The organism is Antarctobacter heliothermus, from assembly GCF_002237555.1.
GTDB classification, from domain to species: Bacteria; Pseudomonadota; Alphaproteobacteria; order Rhodobacterales; family Rhodobacteraceae; genus Antarctobacter; species Antarctobacter heliothermus_B.
In genome coordinates, this window is record NZ_CP022540.1 from 1,390,451 (window position 1) to 1,413,107 (window position 22,657).

The 22,657-nt window shown below is 60.9% G+C and carries 16 protein-coding genes and 5 pseudogenes; 17 read left to right on the forward strand and 4 right to left on the reverse strand.

Going from position 1 to position 22,657, the window contains the following annotated elements; genetic code table 11:
• Positions 1-21: 21 nt before the first annotated feature.
• The 11 genes and pseudogenes from ANTHELSMS3_RS06550 to ANTHELSMS3_RS06600 form a co-directional block, all read left to right on the forward strand.
• The gene (locus ANTHELSMS3_RS06550) at positions 22-939 is read left to right on the forward strand and encodes a carbohydrate ABC transporter permease (protein WP_094034171.1); all 918 of its coding nucleotides are present in this window, start codon (positions 22-24) and stop codon (positions 937-939) included.
• A complete protein-coding gene (locus ANTHELSMS3_RS06555; RefSeq protein ID WP_094034172.1) occupies positions 939-1,781 on the forward strand; it encodes a carbohydrate ABC transporter permease in 843 nt (280 codons plus the stop codon). Before ANTHELSMS3_RS06550 ends, ANTHELSMS3_RS06555 begins: the two co-directional genes overlap by 1 nt.
• A gap of 23 nt (positions 1,782-1,804) precedes the next feature.
• The gene (locus tag ANTHELSMS3_RS06560) at positions 1,805-2,926 is read left to right on the forward strand and encodes an SIS domain-containing protein (RefSeq protein WP_198319891.1); all 1,122 of its coding nucleotides are present in this window, start codon (positions 1,805-1,807) and stop codon (positions 2,924-2,926) included.
• A complete protein-coding gene (locus ANTHELSMS3_RS06565; RefSeq protein WP_094034174.1) occupies positions 2,923-3,960 on the forward strand; it encodes a carbohydrate kinase family protein in 1,038 nt (345 codons plus the stop codon). The genes ANTHELSMS3_RS06560 and ANTHELSMS3_RS06565 overlap by 4 nt, the downstream gene beginning before the upstream one ends.
• Positions 3,957-5,435, forward strand: a complete 1,479-nt coding sequence (locus ANTHELSMS3_RS06570; RefSeq protein ID WP_094034175.1) for an amidohydrolase family protein — start codon at positions 3,957-3,959, stop codon at positions 5,433-5,435. The genes ANTHELSMS3_RS06565 and ANTHELSMS3_RS06570 overlap by 4 nt, the downstream gene beginning before the upstream one ends.
• The gene (locus ANTHELSMS3_RS06575) at positions 5,432-6,559 is read left to right on the forward strand and encodes an ABC transporter ATP-binding protein (protein ID WP_094034176.1); all 1,128 of its coding nucleotides are present in this window, start codon (positions 5,432-5,434) and stop codon (positions 6,557-6,559) included. Before ANTHELSMS3_RS06570 ends, ANTHELSMS3_RS06575 begins: the two co-directional genes overlap by 4 nt.
• Positions 6,556-7,359, forward strand: coding sequence for a BtpA/SgcQ family protein (locus ANTHELSMS3_RS06580; protein WP_094034177.1), 804 nt, complete (start codon positions 6,556-6,558; stop codon positions 7,357-7,359). The genes ANTHELSMS3_RS06575 and ANTHELSMS3_RS06580 overlap by 4 nt, the downstream gene beginning before the upstream one ends.
• Before the next feature lie 41 nt (positions 7,360-7,400).
• Positions 7,401-8,267, forward strand: coding sequence for a polysaccharide deacetylase family protein (locus ANTHELSMS3_RS06585; RefSeq protein ID WP_254694866.1), 867 nt, complete (start codon positions 7,401-7,403; stop codon positions 8,265-8,267).
• Complete coding sequence (locus tag ANTHELSMS3_RS06590) at positions 8,264-8,923, forward strand: aspartate/glutamate racemase family protein (RefSeq protein WP_094034179.1); 660 nt, start codon at positions 8,264-8,266, stop codon at positions 8,921-8,923. The genes ANTHELSMS3_RS06585 and ANTHELSMS3_RS06590 overlap by 4 nt, the downstream gene beginning before the upstream one ends.
• Positions 8,920-10,410, forward strand: a complete 1,491-nt coding sequence (locus ANTHELSMS3_RS06595; protein ID WP_094034180.1) for an amidohydrolase family protein — start codon at positions 8,920-8,922, stop codon at positions 10,408-10,410. The genes ANTHELSMS3_RS06590 and ANTHELSMS3_RS06595 overlap by 4 nt, the downstream gene beginning before the upstream one ends.
• Positions 10,411-10,692: 282 nt before the next feature.
• Positions 10,693-11,085 (forward strand): annotated as a pseudogene (locus ANTHELSMS3_RS06600) (Mu transposase domain-containing protein); the annotation flags it as partial.
• Between the two features lie 56 nt (positions 11,086-11,141).
• Here the strand turns inward: ANTHELSMS3_RS06600 and ANTHELSMS3_RS06605 are convergent.
• Positions 11,142-11,681 (reverse strand): annotated as a pseudogene (locus ANTHELSMS3_RS06605) (transposase); the annotation flags it as partial.
• A gap of 62 nt (positions 11,682-11,743) precedes the next feature.
• Positions 11,744-12,097, reverse strand: a pseudogene (locus tag ANTHELSMS3_RS06610) (integrase core domain-containing protein); the annotation flags it as partial.
• A 137-nt stretch (positions 12,098-12,234) separates the two neighbouring features.
• Here ANTHELSMS3_RS06610 and ANTHELSMS3_RS06615 point away from each other — a divergent pair.
• Positions 12,235-13,526: pseudogene (locus ANTHELSMS3_RS06615) on the forward strand (IS110 family transposase).
• Positions 13,527-13,728: 202 nt separating this feature from the next.
• Here the strand turns inward: ANTHELSMS3_RS06615 and ANTHELSMS3_RS06620 are convergent.
• A pseudogene (locus tag ANTHELSMS3_RS06620) lies at positions 13,729-14,610 on the reverse strand (transposase); the annotation flags it as partial.
• Positions 14,611-14,815: 205 nt separating this feature from the next.
• Positions 14,816-15,190, reverse strand: a complete 375-nt coding sequence (locus tag ANTHELSMS3_RS06625; RefSeq protein WP_198319892.1) for a hypothetical protein — start codon at positions 15,188-15,190, stop codon at positions 14,816-14,818.
• 141 nt (positions 15,191-15,331) lie between these two features.
• Between ANTHELSMS3_RS06625 and ANTHELSMS3_RS06630 the strand changes: the two genes are divergently transcribed.
• The 5 genes from ANTHELSMS3_RS06630 to ANTHELSMS3_RS06650 all read left to right on the forward strand — a co-directional run bounded on the left by ANTHELSMS3_RS06630 (position 15,332) and on the right by ANTHELSMS3_RS06650 (position 22,551).
• Entirely contained in the window at positions 15,332-18,220 is a 2,889-nt protein-coding gene (locus ANTHELSMS3_RS06630) for an FAD-binding and (Fe-S)-binding domain-containing protein (RefSeq protein WP_094034182.1), read from the forward strand.
• A gap of 16 nt (positions 18,221-18,236) precedes the next feature.
• Positions 18,237-18,929, forward strand: coding sequence for a GntR family transcriptional regulator (locus ANTHELSMS3_RS06635; protein WP_094034183.1), 693 nt, complete (start codon positions 18,237-18,239; stop codon positions 18,927-18,929).
• A gap of 245 nt (positions 18,930-19,174) precedes the next feature.
• On the forward strand, positions 19,175-20,134 hold the full coding sequence (locus tag ANTHELSMS3_RS06640) for a 4,5-dihydroxyphthalate decarboxylase (protein WP_094034184.1): 960 nt from the start codon (positions 19,175-19,177) through the stop codon (positions 20,132-20,134).
• A gap of 224 nt (positions 20,135-20,358) precedes the next feature.
• On the forward strand, positions 20,359-21,678 hold the full coding sequence (locus tag ANTHELSMS3_RS06645) for an amidohydrolase family protein (protein WP_094034185.1): 1,320 nt from the start codon (positions 20,359-20,361) through the stop codon (positions 21,676-21,678).
• 132 nt (positions 21,679-21,810) lie between these two features.
• On the forward strand, positions 21,811-22,551 hold the full coding sequence (locus ANTHELSMS3_RS06650; RefSeq protein ID WP_198319893.1) for a sulfite exporter TauE/SafE family protein: 741 nt from the start codon (positions 21,811-21,813) through the stop codon (positions 22,549-22,551).
• Positions 22,552-22,657 lie beyond the last annotated feature (106 nt).

A 22,657-nucleotide genomic window follows, 5' to 3' on the forward strand; every position in this document is an offset into this window, starting at 1 on the left:
CCACGACAAGGAACAGACCGGATGCCCATGGAAAAAACACGCCCCAGCGGCGCCGGTCTGTTCGACCGTATCGACAGGAATATCGGCCGCGTGATGATCGCGCCAGCGATCATCGTGTTCCTCTGCGTCTCTCTCTATCCCTTCCTGTTCAACTTCTGGATGGCGACACACAACGTGAGCCTGCTGAACATCCGCGCCCCTGAGTGGGCATGGACGGGCACACGAAATTTCTTGCGCATCCTGCGCGATCCCTCGACCCAGGGCGCGCTGATCCGCACGGCGATCTTTGCCTCGGCCACCGTGACGCTGCAACTGACCCTTGGCATGCTGGGCGCTTTAGCCTTCAACCGGGCGTTTCGCGGCAAGGCTGCACTGATGGTGCTGGCGCTGGTGCCGATGATGGTGACGCCCATCGTTGTGGGTATCTCATGGCGGATGATGCTGAACTACGACTGGGGACTGGCGAACTATTTCCTGGATCTGGTCGGAAGCGGTCCCCTGCAATGGCTGTCCAATCCGCGAATGGCGCTGATTTCAGTGATCTTGGTGCAGGTTTGGTGGGGCATGTCGTTTGCCATGCTGGTGATCCTTGGCGGTTTGGCGGCAATCCCGCGCTCTCTCTATGAGGCGGCAGAGGTGGACGGCGCCAGTGATCTGCGCATGTTTTTCCACATCACCCTACCCATGCTGCGCCCTGTCCTGCTGATCGTCGGCACAATCAAGGTGATCGACGCACTGCGAGAATTCGATCTGATCTACAGCCTGACCGGGGGCGGGCCGGGTGATGCCACGCGCGTCTTTGCGCTGGAGCTTTACTACACCGCCTATGAGCGGGGGAATTTCGGGATGAGCGCAGCCCAAGCCCTGTTGCTGATGCTGCTTGTATTGATCCTGACTGTGCCGCTGATCCGGCTTCTGACCAGCAAGGAGCCGACGTGATGGCCCGTATGTCCTCTATCCGCAGCCGGTCGGCCGCGCGACTTGTCATCACTTATCTGACAGCCGTCCTGCTGGGGGTTTTTCTCAGCCTCCCGTTGCTGTGGATCGTGCTGACATCGTTCAAACCGACGGCGCAACTGCTGACTTCGCCGCCAACCTGGATTTTTTCCCCGACGCTGGAGCATTTCGATGCGGTGTTCGCGCGGCCGGAATTCTGGCGCGCACTGGTCAACACCGCCATTGTGACCGTCTCTACCACCTTCGTCACGCTGAGCGTCGGCACCATGGCCGCCTATGGCATGGCCCGTGACCGGGCCGGTGGGGCACCACTGCTGTACACCACGCTTGCGATCCGGGCGCTGCCGCCCATCGTTCTGGGCCTGCCGCTGTTTGTTGTCTTCACCCGCACCGGTCTGATCGACACTTTGCCCGGTCTGACGGTCGCCTACACGGCGTTTATGCTGCCCAACACGATCTGGTTGATGCTGGGCTTTTTCCAGTCAGTGCCGAAAAGCCTTGAGGAAGCGGCGCTGGTGGACGGGTGCACCCGGTTCGGCGCGTTCCTGCGTATTGCGCTGCCGCTGGCCCGTCCGGGTCTGGTGGTAACGGGTTTTTACAACGCAGTGGGGGCTTGGAACCACTTCTTCTTCGGGTTGACCCTGTCCACTGCGGATGCGCGGACACTGCCCGTCTATGCCGCGCAATTGATCGGTGAATACTCGATCCGATGGGGCGAAGTGTCGGCGATCGGCGCGATCCTGGTGATGCCCCCCATCGTGCTGGTGATCCTGATGCAACGGCATCTGGCCGGCGGCCTGACGTTGGGCGGCGTCAAAGGCTGAACATGACAACAAGGAAAGACAAGATGAGCGATTATACCGCGCGCCTAAAGGCGTTGACTGCTGAACCCTCGAAAGACACCGGAGACGATGCCGCCCGCCGCGGCCGCGTGGGCCGCACCCGCGATGAGATGATGGATCAAGGCCGCGTTCTGGATACGACCATCGCCGCAGAGCGCGAAGCCTGCAGCACTCTTGCGCGTGCTGTGGTCGAGCGTGGGGTCAAACGCATCGTGATCACTGGCTGCGGCGATTCATGGTTCGCCGCCATCGGTGCCCGTCTGGCCGTTGAGCGGGCGACCGGCCTTGTGGTGGAACCTGCGCAAGCCTTTGACTGGGCGCATTTCGCTAGCTCAACGGCTGACGCCTCGACCCTTGTGATCGGCATTTCGTCTGGCGGCAGCACGCCTGCCGTCGTGGCATCCATGCAGGCGGCAAAGGCACAGGAGGCGCTGGTCTTTGGTGTTTCCAACACCACGGGTTCCACGGTTCTGACTGATTTCGACGGAGGGTTGGTCGTACACGCGCAGCGACGGGGCTGGCCGACACAATCCAGTACAGCGACCACGGGCCTTTTGATTGCTCTGGGAATCGAGATCGGCGCGCTGCTTGGGCGGGATGTCGATGCGTTGCGCAAGGGGCTGTCGACTGTGGGGGCGTCGATGGATGCGGTTGCACGCGACTGCGATGACGCCGCGCGCGACTGGGCGGCGCAGATCGCGGATGCCTCGATCGTGCTGTTCGCCGGGGCCGGTCCGCATTTCGCCGCGGCCGCGTTCGGTGCGGCAAAGGTGCGGGAGCTTTCCCCGATCCACGCTATGGCGATGCCGCTCGAAGAATATCACCACTATCGCTCGCAGAAGCGCGACGATCCGTTGTTCCTGATCGCGCCCGACGCCGCATCGCGCGAACGCGCGCTCGACACCGCGCTGGTCAGCGAGGATGCGGGCGGGCGCACGGTCGCCCTGTTGCCGGGGCCCGATGACGAGATCGACAGCCGCATCGCCCACAGCTGGCGGATGCCGCAGGTCGACGATGCTCTGGCGCCGCTGGTTTATTCTGTGCCGCTGCACCTCGTGGCCTATCACTTTGCCGAGGCGCGGTTCGCCCGCAACCTCGGGTATCCGGGCCACCTTCAGGCGACATGACCGATACCGATGCACATATTCTGACGACCGGGGGGGTGATCCGCGACAGCGTGATCACCGCCGACGGGCGCGTGTCGCTGGAACAGATGGGCGGCAATGCCGTCTATTCGGCGGTCGGCGCCCGACTCTGGTCTGACCGGGTGGCGCTGGCGGGCAATGTCGCGGCAAATTACCCCGACGCGCTGCTAGACCAGCTGCGCGCTGCCGGCATCGGCTGCGACGGGATCGATCGTGCGCCCGAAGAGGTTAGCGAGACTGAGTGGTTCCTGAACAACGCCGACGGATCGCGTGTCGATCTTCTGTATGCGCCATCCCAAGTGTTCCAAGCGTTCGGCTTTGCCGAGCCGTTGGATGCCGAGGATCGCGCGCGGTTTCTCTCCCGCCTGAAGACACGCACCCCTGAGGGGCTTGGCTTTGGCGCACTACGCCAACTCTACCCGGTGTCGGTCGATCAGGCGCTGCGGGCGGCGCCCGGACCGCGCATCGTGCATCTCGCCCCCGAAAATTTGTCGGCACAGGCTGACCTGATCGCCGCGTTCCGGGCACGCGGGGCGATCCTGTCGCTTGATCCCGGGTCGTCGGGCGCCCAATCCCCGCACGAGATTGAGACGCTGGCGGGTCAGGTCGACATCTTTCTTCCCAGCCAAAAGGAACTTGCGGCGATGCGTCCGGGCCTTTCGCCCGCTGCGGCCCTGAAGGATCTGGGCCGGACCTCGTCTGCGGTTCTGGCCGTCAAGATCGGCGCAGAGGGCGCGTTGCTGCTGGACCGTGATACGGACCGGATCGTTCATGTTCCGGCGCTGGAGGTCGATGCCCCGGATCCGGTCGGTGCAGGTGATGCATTTTGCGGCGGCTTTGCGGCCGGATACCTGGCGGGGCGGGACGTCCGCCATGCTGCGGCCTGCGGCACCGTTTCTGCCTCTTTCGCGGTTGGGGGCTTTGGTGCCCTGCATGCCCTGACCGCCACCCCCGACGAGATCGCGCTCCGCCACCGCGCGATTGTTTTCAACACCCTGCCGGAGTTTTCCCGATGACCGATCTCCTGATCCGCGGCGGAACCGTCGTTACGATGGACCAAGACCGCCGCATCATCCCCGACGCAAGCGTCGCGGTCAGCGACGGGCGCATCACATATGTCGGACCCGCCGCCACCGGTCCACAAGACGCCTCAAGGGTGCTTGAGGCTGACGGCGGCATCATCCTGCCCGGTCTGGTGGATGCCCACGGCCACGGCGGGCATGGCCTGCTCAAGACGATCGCCTCGGACACGCCGTCGTTCTGGGGCAAAGTGGTGACGCGCACCTATTACCATCATACCGATACCGATTTCTGGTCGGCGGAGGGCCAGCTTTCGGCGCTGGAGCGGTTGATGTTCGGTGTGACCACCGGCCTGTGCGTCATCGCGTCCGAACCGCGCAGCGATGATCCGGCGCTGGCAGGGGCCCATGCCGCCTCTTATGCAGAGGCTGGCCTGCGTGAGATAGTGGCGACAGGCCCCTGCAATCCGCCCTACCCCCGGCCCGCCACCCGGTGGCGCGACGGCATCCCACATGACGCGCCGTTCACCTTTGAAGACGCAATGACCGGCGCCGAGCAGGTTATCCGCGACTGGCACGGCGGTGCGAATGACCGCATCCGGGTGATGTTGACGCCCTTTCTGATTGTGCCGTCCTGCGACAGTTCCGGCCCGACCCCCGCCGATAAGGCGCGCCTGACCGATCACGACTTGATGCAATCGCGCCGGATCCGCGAATCCGCGCGTGAACACGGGGTGCGCATCCATTCGGACGCCTTTGGCGGCATGGTGCGGCTGGCAAGCCGCGATCCCAACGGGCTGCTTGGGCCGGATGTTCTGGTGCAGCATTGCACCGGGCTGGGCATCGATGAGGTGCGCATCATCGCGGACACCGGCACCTCTGTGGGGCACGCGCCGCTGGCTGGGTCGATGGGGCGGGCGCGCTGTCCAGTTGTCGAACTGATCGAGGCCGGCGCGAACGTGGCGATCACCACTGATGGCACCTCGCCGCGCACCAGCTTTGATTTGTTGCCAAACCTGCGCGTCGCGATGCGCCTGCAACAGAACCATTTTCAGGACAGTGCCGTCATGCCGACCGGAAAGCTGCTGGAGATGGCGACGATTGATGCCGCCAAGGCGCTAGGGATGGACAGTGACATCGGATCACTGGAAGTCGGCAAAAAGGCCGACGTGATTACCCTTGGCGGAGGTCTGCGTCCGCATTTGACGCCCATGTACATGCCGGTCCACCGGGTCGTCCATCAGGCGGCGGGGCAGGATGTGGATCACGTTGTAGTGGATGGCCGCGTGCTGATGGAAAATCGCTGCCCTGAGGTCGTTGATGCGCGTGCGATTCAAGCCCGCGCCGAACGCGAGTCCGAGCGCATCGTTGAGCGCGCTGGGCTTGCGCCCTTCATGGAACCTCCCGAGGGGTTCTGGAGCGCGTCGTCGTCGCGCATTTCCGATGATCGTTTCGCGGAGTTCTCATCATGACCGGTCTGAAACTTCGCAACGTCACGAAAAGCTATGGCACGACGCAAGTCGTGCATGGCATCGATTTGGACGTACCCGAGGGGGCATTCACGGTTTTCGTCGGCCCCTCTGGCTGTGGCAAATCCACCTTGCTTCGGATGATCGCGGGGCTGGAAACGATCAGCGGGGGCGAGATCGAGATTGGCGGCGTTCTGGTCAACGACATCCCGCCGCGCGGTCGTGACGTGGCCATGGTGTTTCAGGACTATGCGCTTTACCCGCACATGAAAGTGCGTGAAAACATTGGCTTCGGTCTCAAGATGCGCGGCGTTCCCAAGGACGAGGCCAAGCGACGGCTCGAAGATGCGGCCGAAATTTTGCAGATCGAACATCTGCTGGACCGGCGGCCCCGCGATTTGTCCGGTGGTCAGCGTCAGCGGGTCGCCATGGGCCGCGCCATCGTGCGCGACCCCAAGGCGTTCCTGTTCGACGAACCGCTGTCCAACCTCGACGCCAAGTTGCGCGCCGAGATGCGGACAGAGATCAAGCGCTTGCATGGTCAGTTGAAAACCACGGTGGTCTATGTGACCCACGATCAGGTCGAGGCGATGACCCTCGCCGATCAGATCGTCGTGTTGAACGGCGGGCGGATCGAGCAACTGGGCACCCCTGACGAAATCTACAGCCAACCGCGCAGCCGATTTGTCGCCGCATTTATGGGCGCGCCGCCGATGAACTTGATCCCGGTGACTGCCGTGGACGGGATGCTGGAACTTGAATCCGGCGCACGGATTCCGATCCCCGCCCGATACCGCGATGCGGTTGAACGGGAGGCGTCGGCAGGTGGCAAAATGACCCTTGGCATTCGGCCCGAACATTTCACTGCAACCCCCGAACCGGGAATCGACTCTGCCTGGATTGAGCTGCCGGTATCCGTGGTTGAACCGCTTGGGTCCGACACTCTGGTCTTTCTCAAGACCGGGCAGCGCGAGATCGTCGCGCGCGTCGCTCCTGCCGCCGCGCCGCAGCCCGGCAGCGACTTTCGGCTGGCCTTTGATCTGGCCGCCTTGCACCTGTTCCGCCTTGATGACGGGCTGAACCTTTTGGCCGACCCCGACCTGACTGGAAAGACCGCACACACATGACCGACACCACGCAAAACCCCGGCCTGTCGCCCCGTCCCGGCAAGCCGTTCCTTGTGGCTGCCCTGCATTTGCCCGATCTGTCGGTGCGCCGCCATCTCAGCCCTGCCTTCCTCGAGGACTACACCTTGGCCAACACTGAGGCGTTGGTTTCGGGAGGCATCGACCATGTGATCCTTCAGGATCAAACTCGCCAAAAAGGTGAAGCCGCGCCGGAAACCGTGGCACTGACCGCAGCGCTGGGACGGACGATGAAGCGGGCCTTTCCGGAGATGAGTCTGGGCATCATCGTGCAGGCTCATGACGCTTGCGCGCCCATCGCCATTGCTCATGCCTCTGGCGCGGATTTCGTCCGTCTCAAGATTTTTGTCGGTGCGGCCATGACCTTTGAGGGCCACCGCGAGGCGCTTGCCGTTGAGGCGGTCAGCTATCGCCACCGGTTGCAGGCCGACAACGTCGCAATCATGGCCGACGTCTTTGACCGCACCTGCGTGCCGACGATCGCCGTCACGCCTGAACGCGCCGCAGTTTCGGCGGTGCATAATGGTGCTGATGCGCTTGTGATTACCGGATCGGACGTGCCCGACAGCTTAGCGCGCATCCGCGCGGCGCGGGGGGCCGGGGTGAAACGGCCAATCCTGATCGGCGGCAGTGTCACGGCGCAGAACGCGCAGGACGTGCTGGCGGCGGCGGATGGCGCGATCGTCTCCTCCTCTCTGATGCGCCCCGATTATGCCGAGGGCGACCTGCTGCGCTGGGACGCGGGGCTGACCCGCGCGCTGGTCGACGCCGCTGCGTCATGACTGACCGGCGGGACTTCATCGGACATGGGGGGCAGCCCCCCATGCGCCACTGGCCGAACGGGGCCGGCTTGGCCGTATCGTTTGTCGTCAACGTCGAGGAAGGTGCAGAACTGTCAATCGCCGACGGGGATGAGTGCAACGAGTTCATCTATGAGGCGGTCGAGCCGGTCGAGGGTGAGATCGACCTGTGCATGGAAAGCCATTTTGAATACGGCCCGCGCGCGGGCTGGCCGCGCATCCGGCAGGCGCTGCAGGATCGTCGTGTCCCGGCGACCCTGAACGCCTGCGGACGGGCAATCGCTCGCCTTCCCTGGCTTGCGCAGGAGGCCGTCGCGGACGGCCATGAGATCGCCGCTCATGGGTATCGGTGGGAGCGTCACGTTCACATGGACGCCGCGCAAGAGCGCAAGGCGATTGCCGATTGCAGCGACGCGATTGCGGCGGCCTGTGGTGAGGCTCCGGTCGGCTGGCACACCCGCTCTGCCACCTCGCCGCGCACGCGCGATCTGCTACAGGAAAACGGCGGCTTTCTTTACGACAGCAATGCTTACAACGACGATATCCCCTTTACTGTCCCCGGTCCGAATGGCCCGCATGTGGTGCTGCCCTATGCCTTTGACACCAACGACATGCGGTTCTTCAATCGGGGCGGCTTTGTCTTTGCCGAGGACTTCTCACGCTATTGCATCGCCGCCTTCGACCGGCTGCTTGACGAAAGCGCTCACGCCCCACGGATGCTGTCCATCGGGCTGCACCTGCGCATTATCGGGCGCCCGGCACGGATCAGCGGACTGGAACAGGTGTTGGACCATGTTCTGAACCACCCCGATGTCTGGATCGCGCGCCGTGACCAGATTGCACATGCCTGGCGGGCAGGGCTGGATCTTCCGGTCTGGAACACACGATGAAAATCACGCTGGTTAATCCCAACAGTTCGCGCGCGGTGACAGAGGCGATGGTTGCTATTGCCCGCTCGGTCGCGCCCGGCGTCACTGTCCAGGGCGTGACCATCCCGGACGCCCCGCCGACCATTTTGAACCCCGATGCGTTGGACGCGGCCGCCATCCGCGTCGCGGCGCTGGCACCGTCTCTTGCAGGCGCGGTGATCGTGGCTGGGTTCGGCGATCCGGGGCTGATGGAGCTGCGCGCCGCGGGGCTATCCCATGCCACCGGCCTTGCAGAGGCGTCGATCGCTGAGGCCGCCGCCCTCGCGCCTCGCTTTGCCGTGGTGACGACGACGCCGCAACTGGTCGGGCGGATCGACCTTGCCGCACAGCGGGCCAGTCACGATGGGTATGCAGGCACCTGGGTCACTCCCGGCGATCCCCAGCAGCTTATGTCCGATGCGTCGGCGCTGACGGATGCCTTGCTTGCGGCCTGTCAGCGCGCCTGTGCCGAGGCCGAACGGGACGGCGCGCTTGGAGCCATCATCATTGGCGGCGGGCCGCTGGCTGTCGCAGCGCGCACCATTTCGGCGGACGCTCCAGTGCCGTTGATCGAACCCGTTCCCGCAGCGGTGCGCCGCCTGCTTGCAACCGCTCATACAGATGGAATTCCCGGATGACCGAAACGCTCGTAACAGCCGACCGCATCCTTGTCGGCTTTGGACCCGACCACACCCCCGACCTGCGAGAGGATGCCGCGCTGCTGATCCGTGACGGCAAGGTTGCCGCCATCGGCCCGGCAGAGACGTTGCGCCGCGATCACCCCGATGCCGAACGGATTGGGGGTTCGGGACAGGTTGTCATCCCCGGACTGATCAACGCCCACCATCATGTGGGTCTGACACCATTCCAACTGGGCGTGCCTGATCTGCCGCTGGAACTGTGGATCGCGGCGCGGATCGGCCTGCGTGAAGTCGCGCCCCGACTGGACACACTTTTTTCAGCGTTTGAGATGATCGCCTCTGGCGTGACGACGGTTCAGCACCTGCACGCGCGTGCGCCGGGGACACCAGAGGGCGTGCTGGGGCGGGCGGATGAGATCCTTTCGGCCTACGCCGAGATTGGGATGCGGGTGTCCTATTCCTTTGCCCTGCGTGATCAAAACCGGCTGGTCTATGCGGCGGATCAGGACTTTGTGGCGACGTTGCCAGAACCGCTGCGTGCGCCCACCGCGGAATACCTTGGAGCCTTTGCCTTGCCCCTGTCGGACCAGGTCGCCATCTTTGACGCCCTACGCAGCCGGTATGCCGGGGATCCGATGACTGCGATCCAGATCGGCCCGTCGAACCTGCACTGGCTGTCGGATGCGGCGCTGGAAAGCGCGGCGGAGATGTCCGGGCGAACCGGCGCGCCTATGCACATTCACCTGCTCGAGACTCCGTATCAGGTCGAATACGCCCGCCAACGCACCGGCGGATCGGCCGTTGCCCATCTGGATCGTTTCGGACTGCTGGGCCCGCAAACCACGCTGGGCCATGCCGTCTGGATGACCGCCGATGACATTGCGCTTTGTGCTGAGCGCGGCGTGTGTCTATGCCACAACTGTTCGTCCAATCTGCGGCTGAAAAGCGGAACTGCCGACCTCAACGGCTTTCTTGCCTCTGGCGTTCCGGTCGCCATGGGCATTGATGAGGCGGGCATAAACGACGACCGCGACATGATGCAGGAAATGCGGCTGGTGCAGACTCTGCACCGACCGTCCGGGCACAGCTCGCCGACCCCGTCGGCCGCGCAGGTGCTGCAGATGGCGACCGAATATGGCGCCGCGACGACGCCCTTTGCCGACCGGGTCGGACGACTGGAAGTCGGTTGCGAGGCCGATCTGGTGTTGCTGGATTGGGCCCGGCTGACCTATCCTTGGCAAGACCCCGCGCGGCCTTTTGCTGAGGTTCTGGTGCGCCGCGCCCGGCCCGAGTTTGTGCTGCAGGTGCTAATTGGCGGTCGCAGCGTTCTCAAGGACGGTCGGTTCGTGAATGTGGATCGCGACCAGATACTTGATGAGATCGCGGCCAGTTTGGGCCGTTCGCCACAAATCTGCGAACAATCTCGGGTCCAGCTTGCAGCGGACCTCTTTCCGCATGTCGATAAATTCTACGCGAACTGGTAGGTGGTGAGACGGAAATGCGCGGAGCCAATGCCACATGTGCTCCGAGAGATCTTTTCGAGTTTTAGCGCAGCGAGGTGGTCCCGAATGTTCGACCAGTTTGCCAACGGGCTTCAGCATGGGTTTCATGTCTAGCGGCGGTTGCCACTTTTTGGCTCCCGGTATCAAAGGCCTCCGCTAGCGTCAGCAACACGTGGGATGCGTACGGGCGTCTCTCGTTGCAATAGGTGATCCGCGCGTCGATCCCGCGTCTTGCCTCGGAACCGGCGGCAGGCCAGGTAAGCCAACGGCAAGGTCAACTCGCAGTTGCGCGTGAGCTACGACACCAACGATTACCCGGTCCCGGTCGCCTATGGGCATCAGGATGTCTGGACCCGCGCCTGCATCGACCGGGTGATGATAGGCTGCGACGGCAATGTCATTGCGCGGCATGCGCGCTGCTACGACCGCGAGGACATGGTCTTCGATCCGGTCCACTACCTTCCGCTTATCGAGCGCAAGATCAATGCCCTGGATCAAGCCGCGCCCTTGACGGAGTAGGATTTGCCTAAAGAGCTCCAAACCCTGCGCCGTCTCATGGAAGCGCGCATGCTGAAAATGGGGCGGCGCGAGTATGTTCAGGTGCTACGCCTGCTCGAGACCTTCGGCATGGAGGACCTGCACGCTGCCGCAAAGCAGGGATAGTATCCCGAGGACTGGAATAACTTTGCTCTTCGGCCTTGGCTCGGCCGCAGTTACAGGGCGGCGATTTTCGCCGGGTCCATTGGTGCAGTGTCACAAATGGCGGTGACGGTTTCCAGCGTCATGTTGCACCGCGTGATCGCCCATTCGTCATTTTGCTCCAGCATCAGGGCGCCGACCAGGCGCGTCACCGCGGCTTCGTCCGGGAAGATCCCGACGACATTGGTCCGGCGCTTGATCTTCTTGTTCAGACGCTCAAGCGGGTTCGTCGAGTGTATCCTGGCCCAGTGCTCCTTGGGGAAGCTCTTGTAGGGCAGGACTTCGTCCTCGGCCCTGCGCATCAGCTCCGCGAGCTTGGAGTGGCGCGGTCCGAAGGCGTCGATCAGCTTGGCCCAGTGCTCTTTCGACGTTGTGAGCGTGTCCTGATCGAAAGCGGTTCGAAGCGCCGCAGTGACGATCGGGCGGTCCATCTTGCCGACGCAGGCCAGCGCGTTGCGCATGAAATGTGCGCGGCAGCGCTGGACGGTGACGCCGAGCACCTTGGCGGCCGCAGCCTTCAGGCCCTTGTGGTAGTTTGCGATGATCAGGATCGTCCTTGATGGCCTGCGTGGCGAGGATAGTACCATTCGTGACGTGCCCCCCGCTGGTCCCTCGCTCATGACGAGAGTCTGCGGGTCTGATTTTGGTGGTCGTCGGTTTCGGGTTTGGCAAGCGCGGCGGGCGCGGAGCCCTCAAATAGCTCAAGCACCTGCCGCGCTTGCTTTGGCGTTTTGTTCCCCAGCGAAGAGTGCGGCCTGACGTTGTTGTAATCGTAGCGCCCCAGCGCCAGTTTGCGGCGGGCATCGTCCAGGGTATCGAACAACTCTTCATTGAGGAGCTCGTCCCGCAGGCTGCCGTTGAATGGCTCGATAAAGGCATTCTGCTACGGTTTTCCGGGGTCGATATAGTGCCAATCCACGCCGTTCCTGTCGGCCCATTTCAGGCTTGCCCGGCTGGTGAACTCCGTGCCGTAACACCTTCGGAATGTTGTTGATGTTGAGGCTATGATTGCCTGCGCAGCCCCCAAATAGCGCAGCAGGTGATCATAGCCGGGTCTCAGGTCCCTACAGTGGTTTTGCACAAACCACGCCGCAAGGGAGACCGACTATGACCGATGCCACTATTGCACAAACCGAGCCTGTTTTGGTTGCGATTGATATCGCAAAGGCCCGCCATGAAGTCTTGATCGCTGTTCCGGGCCGAAAGCGCCGCCGCCGTTTGACCGTTCTCAACCAGCTCGACGAATTCAATCGATTGATCTCTACACTCTCAGAGTATGATCGTCCTGTCCGCGCGGCTTTTGAGGCTACAGGCAATTACCATCGCGCTCTCGCTTACCGGCTTGGGGTGGCCGGTTTCGATGTGAAGCTGGTGTCTTCGGTCGCATTGGCGCGCACCCGTGAGGCTTTGAACAACAGTTGGGACAAGAACGATCCGAAAGACGCGCAAGTCATCCTGCATATGATGCTGATCGGGAACGAGCAGTTTTACCACGACCCAATGCTGAGCGGTACGAATGATCTTCAGGAGTTGTCCAAGACGCACGACATAGTCTCGCGCTCAAAGACGGAACTTTGGCATCGGGTGCTGACCCACTACCTGCCGCTGTATTGGCCCGAGGCTGACCGCTTTCATCGCAGCTCACGCAGCGATTGGTTCTTTGCCTTTCTCGAACGTTATCCTTCACCGCATTTCATCTCTGCCATGGACCAAGAGGCTTTCATTGCAGATGCTTGGGACGTGGTCGGCCGCAAAGTGTCAAAAGAACGTTTGCTTGCAGATATTTATCAGACCGCCAAGTTCTCTGTAGGCCTGCCAATTGCGCCGGACTCCGACGCTGCAAGGATGTTCCGTTTGGTCTTGGGTGAAGGGCGCGGCCTGATTGCCAAACGCAACGAGATTGAGGATCGCGCCGTTGAGCTTCTCAAGACCAACGACGACTATCAACTGCTAACATCCATCCCAGGGATCGGGCCGATCAACGCGCTGACCATCCTTGCAGAAGCAGGCGATCTGCGCCGCTTTCGGCATCACCGCCAATTTTTGAAGTTCTGTGGGATGGACCTCGCAACGATCCAGTCGGGCACATTCCGTGGCCAAACCAAGCTCTCAAAATATGGGAATGCCAGATTACGCCGCACGCTCTGGATGGCCGGTCAGGTCGCCATCATGCAAAAGACCAACAGCTTCCGCGACAAGTTCGAGCGTTACATCGCCAAGGATCGTCAAAACACGCATTTACGTCGCAAGGCGTATACCGCAATCGCCGCAAAAATGGCCCGCACCGTGCATGGGATAATAAACCGCGGCGAACCCTATCGTCCCTTCTTTGAGGGATGATTGACAGCAGAAGGACCTTTCTCTGTAAGGGCCGTAGAGGCGAGCATTCGACCTCGTAGATAATGTTCAGGCCTTCTGCTCAACGACCCGAAGATCTCGTCTTAAGGACGGTGAGAGCCGCAATAAGCGTACTCTGTGTTTGTTATGGGAGAGACATGTTGTTGACCAAAATGCCGAACTGACACACATTCGAACGTGCTGGAACGCTTCAGCATGACAATGACCTGATGCCAAATCAGCCAATTATTCCGCGCATAGGACGTTGTCACTGACAATGCAAGCGGGTTTTCCGTAGATCCGGGCGAGTGCGTCCAGCTCTCGGGTCACGCGCTCGCCTGAAATGCTGGTGTCGGCGGCCAGGCACAGGTTTTCCCGGCAGCAGTCATCGTTCACGGCCAGGATGCGGAACTTCCGCGATGCGCCGAAGTTGTCCGCCAGGAAATCCAGGGACCAGCGCTGGTTCGGCCGTGTGGCTTCGGGCATCGGCGTGCGCGAGCCCCGGGCGCAACGGCGGCACCGCCGCCGTTCCACCGCAAGGCCTTCTTCGCGGTAGAGGCGGTAGAGTTTCTTGTGGGTCATGTTCATGCCTTTGCGCTCAAGCAGCACGCCGATCCTCCGGTAGCCGAACCGGCGGCGTTTGCCAGCGATCTCCTTCATCTCCTGGCGGATCTCGGGATGGTCAGGCGGGCGTTCGCGCCGGACCGTCTTTGGATCGACACCCCCTCTCATGGTTTTCAAGCAAAACCACTGCCGGGCAGTGGACCAGCCGGCAGGCCCTGCGCTGCGAGACATCATGATCCCGCATTGCATGGAGCGCTGCCTCTCGCCGCTCTTTCGGTGCCGTCAGCTTTTTCCCAGCAAGTCTTTCAAAACCACGTTGTCGAGCATCGTATCAGCCAGCAGCCGCTTCAGCTTGGCGTTTTCGTCCTCCAACGCCTTCAGTCGGCGGCTTCCGACACCTCCCTCTCACACATGCAGCGCATATGTTGCCGGGCAATGCATGCCGCCATACTTGGACTTCAGCTTGTAAAAGGTCGCCGGGCTCAGGACGTGCCGACGGCACACCTCAGCTGTCGACATCCCGGCTTCCTGCTCTTCAATCATCCCGATGATTTGCGCATCAGTGAAACGGCTCTTACGCATTCGTCTGCTCCTAAATAGGTTGGGCAGACTCTACTTCATGGTGTGGGATTTGGCGGCGGGCACGTCATCCACCATGAACAGGGCCGGGTGATTGGCGTTGTCGATGGCTTTGCGAACAGCCGCAACAGATGTCACTATAGCCTGTCGAGGTTTCATTGTGGACCACGCAAACTGTCTTGAGTTGGTGCGCTCGATCCTCAGCCAGCTATGCCTCGATCTTGTCCGGCGCCGCGCCGCGGCGCCAGTCGCCAGAGATGAACTCAGGCCGACGCCCGAGTTTTTGCGCCAGTTTCTTCCGCTTCGTCGCAAAATGCCCGGTCTCAAACATCAGAACACGCTCGCCCGACGACAATGTGTTGACCAGCGCCGCCTCCCACGCACCGGTTCCGGAAGCCGGGTAGATGAAGACGTGTTCATCGGTCTTGAAGATGCTCTTGAGTCCATTCAGCGCTCTTTGCCCGACTTCGGAGAAATCTGCTCCGCGGTGATTGATGGTCTGCTGCGAAATCGCGCTGAGGATGCGGTCAGATAAGGCGCTTGGCCCCGGAATCTGCAAAAAGTGACGGCCGGCTTTTCTCATGAAACCACTCTTGAATTTCATCCGGACCCAACGATGGCGCGGGTGCGTAACCTTTTGCGGTTGCGAGATCATGATTTTGAATTCAAAATTTTATTAATCAGAATGTGATAGACGCTCGCCGGGCAATGGATTGGACCAAACATGAGTGATCTGGCCGAAATCCTGCGGAAGCGCACCCAAGGCGATGTCCTGTTCGACCGCTTTTCCAGAGGACGCTACGCCACCGATGCCTCTCTGTACCAGATGATGCCGCTGGGTGTTCTGGCCCCCAAATCCAAGGATGATATCGCCGCCGCGCTGGACATTGCCCGCGAACAGGGCGTGCCGATCCTTGCGCGTGGGGGGGGGGCGTCACAATGCGGGCAGACGGTGAATACCGCGCTGGTTCTGGATAACAGTCTGTACTTCAATGACATTCTAGAGTTGGATGTCGACAACATGCGTTGCGTTGTGCGCCCTGGCATCGTTCTGGATGAACTGAATCGCGCACTAAGGCCGCACGGGCTGTGGTTTCCGGTGGACGTCTCTACGGCGTCGCGGGCCACCATTGGCGGCATGGCCGGTAACAATTCCTGCGGCGGGAAATCGCTGGGCTATGGCATGATGCGCGACAATGTTCTGTCCATCGACGCCTTTCTGGCCGATGGCGGCCATCACCATTTTGGTGTGGGCGACGTTTCTGGCACGTTGGCGGCGCTGTCAGATGACATGTTGCGCCTGGGCGCGCGCGAGGCCGAGGAGATCAACGCGCGGTTTCCCAAAGTCATGCGCCGGGTGGGCGGCTACAACATCGACGCGCTGACGCCTGCACAAGCGCCCCACAACCTGTCCCATCTTTTGGTCGGCTCTGAGGGGACGCTGGCCTATTCCACGGCTATCGAACTGAAACTTTGGCCGTTGCTCGCACAAAAGGTGCTGGGCGTTTGCCATTTTGCGACCTTCCATCAGGCGATGGACGCCGCGCAGCATCTGGTGACACTGAAACCGCAGGGCGTCGAGTTGGTGGATGCCACAATGATCGCGCTGGCCAGAGACATCCCGATGTTCCGCACCACAATCGAAGAGGTGGTCACCGGCTCGCCAGAGGCCCTTTTATTGGTTGAGTTCGCCGAAGAAGACTCAACGCGCCACCCTGAAAGGCTGAACGCGCTGGAAGAAATGATGGGTGATCTTGGCTATACATGGTCCGGTACGGGCAGGGCATGGGGCGGGGTGACCAAGGTCACGGACGCCGCAATGCAAAGCCGGATCGCCGATCTGCGCAGCTCCGGCCTGAACATCATGATGTCGATGAAGGATGACGGCAAACCCGTGTCCTTTGTCGAGGACTGCGCCGTCGAGCTGCCGGACCTTGCGGCCTATACTGCCGGGCTGACCGAGATCTTTGAAAAACATGGCACGCGGGGAACGTGGTATGCCCATGCCTCTGTCGGTTGCCTGCATGTGCGGCCGGTCCTGAACCTCAAACTTGACAAGGACGTGCGCACGATGCGCGCCATCGCCGAGGAATGCTTTGACCTTGTCGCCAAGTACAAGGGCTCCCATTCCGGCGAACACGGTGACGGGCTGGTTCGGTCAGAGTTTCACGAAAAGATGTTCGGCACCCGCATGGTCGCGGCCTTTGCCGAGGTCAAAAAGCGCTTTGATCCGGACGGGTTGTTTAATCCGGGCAAGATCGTCGATGCCCCGAAAATGGATGACCGTCGGCTGTTTCGCTACGGTCCCGATTACGCCGCGCCCGAAATGCGGACCGAGCTTGACTGGTCCGAATGGACTGGCAGCGGCGGCGGGTTTCAGGGCGCTATCGAGATGTGCAACAACAACGGTGCTTGCCGCAAGCTCAAGGGGGGCGTGATGTGCCCGTCTTTCCGCGTGACGCGCAAAGAGCAGGACGTGACACGGGGGCGGGCCAATTCGTTGCGCCTTGCGATCTCCGGGCAGTTGGGGCCCGATGCGCTGACCTCGGACGCGATGGCCGAAACGATGAAGCTATGTGTGTCCTGCAAGGGATGCACGCGTGAATGCCCCACCGGGGTCGACATGGCTCGCATGAAGATAGAGGTGATGGCCGCGCGGGCGCACAAACATGGGTTGACCTTGCATGATCGGCTGGTTGGCTATCTGCCGCGTTTTGCCCCGTGGGCGTCGCGCCTGTCATTCCTGGCGAACTTGCGAAACTCCGTTCCGGGACTGGCAAAGCTGACCGAGCGCTTGACCGGTTTCACCGCCTCACGGAACCTGCCGCGTTGGAGTGCGCGGCCCTTTCGAAATGATGAAGTCGAGACAGTAGAGCCGCCCAAGGCGGTGATTTTTGCGGACTGTTTCAACCGCTATATTGAACCGGAAAATCTGCGCGCTACGGTCAACGTGCTGGGCGCGGCGAACGTGCCGCTGCATGTGGCAGCAGCACCGCGCGGCGAACGCCCCTTGTGCTGTGGGCGCACGTTCCTTTCCGTAGGTCTTGTGGACGAGGCCAAGGCGGAGGCGCAGCGCCTGTTGGCTGCGCTGCTGCCTTACGCGCGGCAGGGGATACCCATCATCGGGCTGGAGCCTAGCTGCTTGCTGACCCTGCGCGACGAGATCCCCGCCTTGTTGCCGGGCGAGGATGCGGCACTGCTGGGCCGGCAGGCCCGAATGTTGGAAGAGTACATTGCCGATCAGGATGACAATCCAGACTTTACCCTTTCGCTACAATCTCCTGCGCCACGGATTTTGTTGCACGGCCACTGTCATCAAAAGGCGATGGGTGTGATGACCAGCATTCAAAAGACCCTGTCACGCTTGCCCGATACCGAAATCGAGACGGTTGAGACAAGTTGTTGTGGTATGGCCGGGGCCTTCGGTTACGGCACTGACACACATGATATTTCGCTCAAGATGGCCGAGATCGACCTGGCCCCCACCGTGCGCAAGGCGTGCGACGCCACGTTGATTGTTGCCGATGGAACGTCCTGTCGGCATCAGGTGTCCGACACGACGGGGCGCAAGCCGATCCATGTGGCTCGGCTGCTGGAAATGGCGCTGAAATAATGGGGAACGGCGCGCGATGATGAACCACACCGGGTCTCAGGCGATCAAGCGGAAATCCCTTCACCAGGAGTTGGTCGACCGCCTGCAGCCGCTGATCATCGGGGGTGAGCTTGCCCCCGGTTCCAAGGTTCCGGAAAAGATGCTTTGCACGCGGTTCGGCGTTTCACGGACCCCGCTGCGCGAGGCGCTCAAGGTCTTGGCGTCCGAGGGGTTGGTGCGGCTGGAACCCAACCGGGGTGCGTGGGTCACGCAGGTCACGATCAGCGAGGTCGAAGAGGTTTTCCCGGTGCTCGGTGCGCTTGAGGCGTTGTCAGGCGAACTGGCCTGCAAGAGCATAACCGACGCAGAAATCGCTGCCGTGCGCGGCCTGCATGAAGACATGATCCGCAGTTACGAGAAACGGGATCTGGACAGCTATTTTGCCATCAACCAGAAAATCCACCGCGCGATCCTGCTGGCGGCACGCAACGACACGCTGACGACATCCTGCCAAGCGCTGTCCCTGCGGATGCAGCGCGCCCGGTATCTGGCCAACATGTCTGAGGGCCGCTGGTATGCCGCAGTGCAAGAGCACGAAACCATCCTGAAATTTCTGGTCGAGAGGGATGGCAGTAGGTTGGCCCGTACGCTGCTGGATCACATGGATGCCAAACGAGCATCGGTTGTTCAGTGGCTGGAAGCTCAGAAAGTGTCCACGGACCCCGATTGATCGACAAGGCGGTCGCGGGCAACGCGGTGTCCGATTGTAAGCCGCTGATACACAACCTTTCCCCGAATTGGTCGGACTAAGCCGATGACGATCGTCAATCTGGCGTAATACTTTCCACTCAAGATGGTTGTTGTGCCTGTCGGGCACGCAACCTCACACATCGGGACGCGGAGGCAGTCTTTGTCGGCTCTGCCGATACAGCACAGTCCAGACCCACTGGAATGAAAAATCGACAGGATAGAAAAATGAGCAACCCCCTCCTCCCAACGGTCTTGCGGATGCAAGGCAACGTGGCGCCACTAGAAGATGGCCGGGTGTCGGTTGAAGGCTTCGATCTGTCGATCTTGAACGAGTCCACCATGAAGGGCGCCTTTCGGCGTATGGTCCGATCCCACGAGTTCGAGGTCAGTGAACTGGCACTGACGACCTATGTGGTGGCCCGTGAATACGGCGCCCGTTTCACCGCGCTGCCGATCTTTCTGGTCCGTGAATTTCATCACGGAGCGATCCTGTTCAACCGACATGCGGGCATCACCGATCCTCGCCAGCTAGAGGGGCAGCGCGTCGGCGTAGACCGCGGATTTACCGTGACGACCGGCGTTTGGGCCCGGTCGATTTTGGCAGATGAATACGGCGTTGACCTGTCGAAAATCACTTGGGTTCTGTCGAGCGACGAACATGTGGAGAATTTCGAACCGCCTGCGAATGTCGAGTACCTTGAGGAGGGCCGCGAGTTGCGGGAGGAACTCAACAATGGCGCACTATCGTGTGTGATCGGCTTTTTCCCGCACGACATTCCGGCAGAATACGAAAACATCGTGGCGCTGTACCCCGACGGGCTTCAGGCTGGACTGGATGCGTTCGATGCGCGCGGGCACTATCCCATCAACCATCTGATGGTTGTGCGAAATGACATTCTGGACGCGCACCCGACATTGCCACGCGCCATGTTCGATGCGTTTTCCCAGTCGAAAGACCTATACGTCGATGCATTGAGGGCGGGCCTGATCAAGAACCCCGATCATATCGACGACATGCACCGAAGAATTCTTGACCGGGGCAAGGATCCGTTGCCCTACGGTCTGGCGCCCAATCGGGAGTTGCTTGAAACCTACATTGAAAGCTGCGTGTCTCAGGGGGTTCTGAAAAACCGGGTCGCCCTGGATGACCTGTTCGAACCTTCAACGCTGGACCTAGTCGGTTAAAAGGGCGGCTTTCCTTCGGTGCACCCAACCAGTCCTTAGACGCTTTGAACGGGGAGTTCCTGTCGAAGCGGTGGAAGGGCGTTCTCGTAAGTTATTGTAGTTAATTTATTTTATCTGAGCGTTGGCAGCGAGGTGCTTGACATGTGTTGCTGCCGCTGCATAGAAAATGAAATAATGATTTCACTGAATGAAATTATAGCTAAACGAAATGGGAGGCACCGGACATGTCCAAAATTATGGCGATCAAAGTCGGCAAGCTGATTGACGGGAACGGCGGGCCGGTTCTGGACAATGGCGTTATTGTCATTGAGGGCGACAGGATCACAGCTGTCGGCGCGCAGTCTGACATACAGGTGCCGCCTGATGCGGAGGTGGTCGAAGAGCCCGGCCTGACGGCGATGCCGGGGATGATGGACGTTCATCTGCATATCGGGCAGTTCAACAACCTCACTTTCCGGAACTACCGTGTGGCGCAGTATGAGATTTCGCCGGAACTTCAGCAGCTTTACATGCTGTTCCACTCTCAACTGTGCTTTGAGCGCGGCTTTACCACGTTGCGTGACGAAGGGCTGATGTCGACGCGCGGCCTGCTGACGGATCATACGATTGCGGTGCGGGATTCAATCAATCTTGGGATTTTCCCCGGACCTCGTCTTGTCGTCGCCGCCTTTACTGTGGGGACTGGCTCACATCTGGATCTCATTCATCCCCGTGCCGCGCTGCGGGATCCGGACGCAACCGCCGACGGCGCCGATGAAATGCGCAAGCTTGCCCGACAGAACCTGCTCCGGGGCGCGGATTGGTTGAAGACCTGTGCATCTGGTGGTGGTGGCACCGACAAAGAAAGCCCCAAAGTTCGCAATCACACTCAGGAAGAGTTGGATGCGGTCTGTGACGAGGCGCATGCGCAGCACAGTTATTGTTCTATTCATTGCTTTACCCCGGAATCCCAGAAAATGGCGATCAAGGCGGGGGCTGATACGATTGAACACATGGTGTTCCACAGTGACGAGATGAACGAGGAAATCGTCAAGCACGGTATCCCGGTCTGTCCAACCCTGCTCCATCGTACCGACCGCGCGATCGAGATCCGTAGCGGAACAGGCACGTCGCAGTTCACCTTGGACAAGATGAAAAAGATCCAGCCGTTCACCTATGAAACCTTTCAGGCAATGCACAAGGCGGGTGTCAAGATCATCATGGGCACTGACATGGGTCAGGAACCCGACATGGGCAGCAACGCGCTTGAACTGGAGGTCTACGTTCAGCTGGGTATGACGCCGATGGAGGCGATCCTGACAACGACGCGGAATGCGGCCGAGGCGTTGCATATGGAAAAGGACATCGGCACGCTGGATGCAGGCAAACTCGCCGACATCCTGTTGATCGATGGAAACCCGGCCGAGGATATTACGGTCTTGCAGCCGCGCGAAAATATCAAGGTGGTCATGAAGGACGGAAAGATTTTTGTCGACCGTCGCAATGGCAAGGACAAGTCGGTGATCAATGTTGATTATGGCTCATGGCAGCTTGCTGACGGGTGACGTTGGTCGCGGTGGGGGCGGCTCTTTCGGGTGTCGACGGAGTCTGCTGGCCATCCCCGTAGTTGGCAACGCGAAAACCGGCACGCGCTTTGACTCCCCCAACGGGTGTCCGCCAGACTTGGTGGGATGGATATGACTTTCCTGCTCATAACAACAATCGGCGTTGCTTGCCTGCTGGGCGGCCTCCTCAAGGGGATTTCCGGTTCTGGGTTGCCATCCGTTGTTGTCCCTTTGGTTGCGCTCCAGTCCGATGTGCCGACAGCGGTCGCAATTGCCCAGATTCCGACCCTGGCGATCAATCTCGTTCAGGCTTGGCCCCGCGCGCATCCTGCTCGTTCGGTTTTGCCGCACTGGCCCATTGCAGCAACGCTGTTTGTGGCCACGCTCATCGGTGTTAGCCTTCTTCGGGTGGCTCCGCCAACCATCCTGCTTCTCATCGTGGCCGGGCTTACCACTTTCGCCGCGATGTTCCTTGTCCTTGTTCCGTCCTTTGTTTTGCCAAAGCGACTGAGGTTGACGGTCGGCGTTCCCATTGCCTCGGTTGCTGGCGTGTCTGCTGGATTGGCGTCGCTCGCGGGGCCGATCCTAGTGCCCTATCTTCTGGCGCTTCGATTGCCGAAGGACCTCTTCATCTCGGTTGTCAGCCTTTGCTATCTAGCTTGCATTGTGCCGACGATTGGCGCGTTTCTGTATTGGAACGTGGTGGATCCCCGGCTGTTTATACTTTCAGGCGTCGCCGTCCTTCCCGCACTTTTGGGAATGTGGGTCGGCAATCGGATGCGCGACAGAATAGACGAAAGGCGCTTTCGGTATGTCGTTCTGACCGTATTGGTGGGAACAGCGGCCCTATTGGTTGGAAAGGCTATGTCATGATGGAACGTGCCTGCAACGGGCGGCGGGGCGACGTCCCTGGGGACCAGTGTTTGGATTAAGGGCAGCGGACGGATGGTGAACCAAGAACCACGGAAACCGGTCCAGA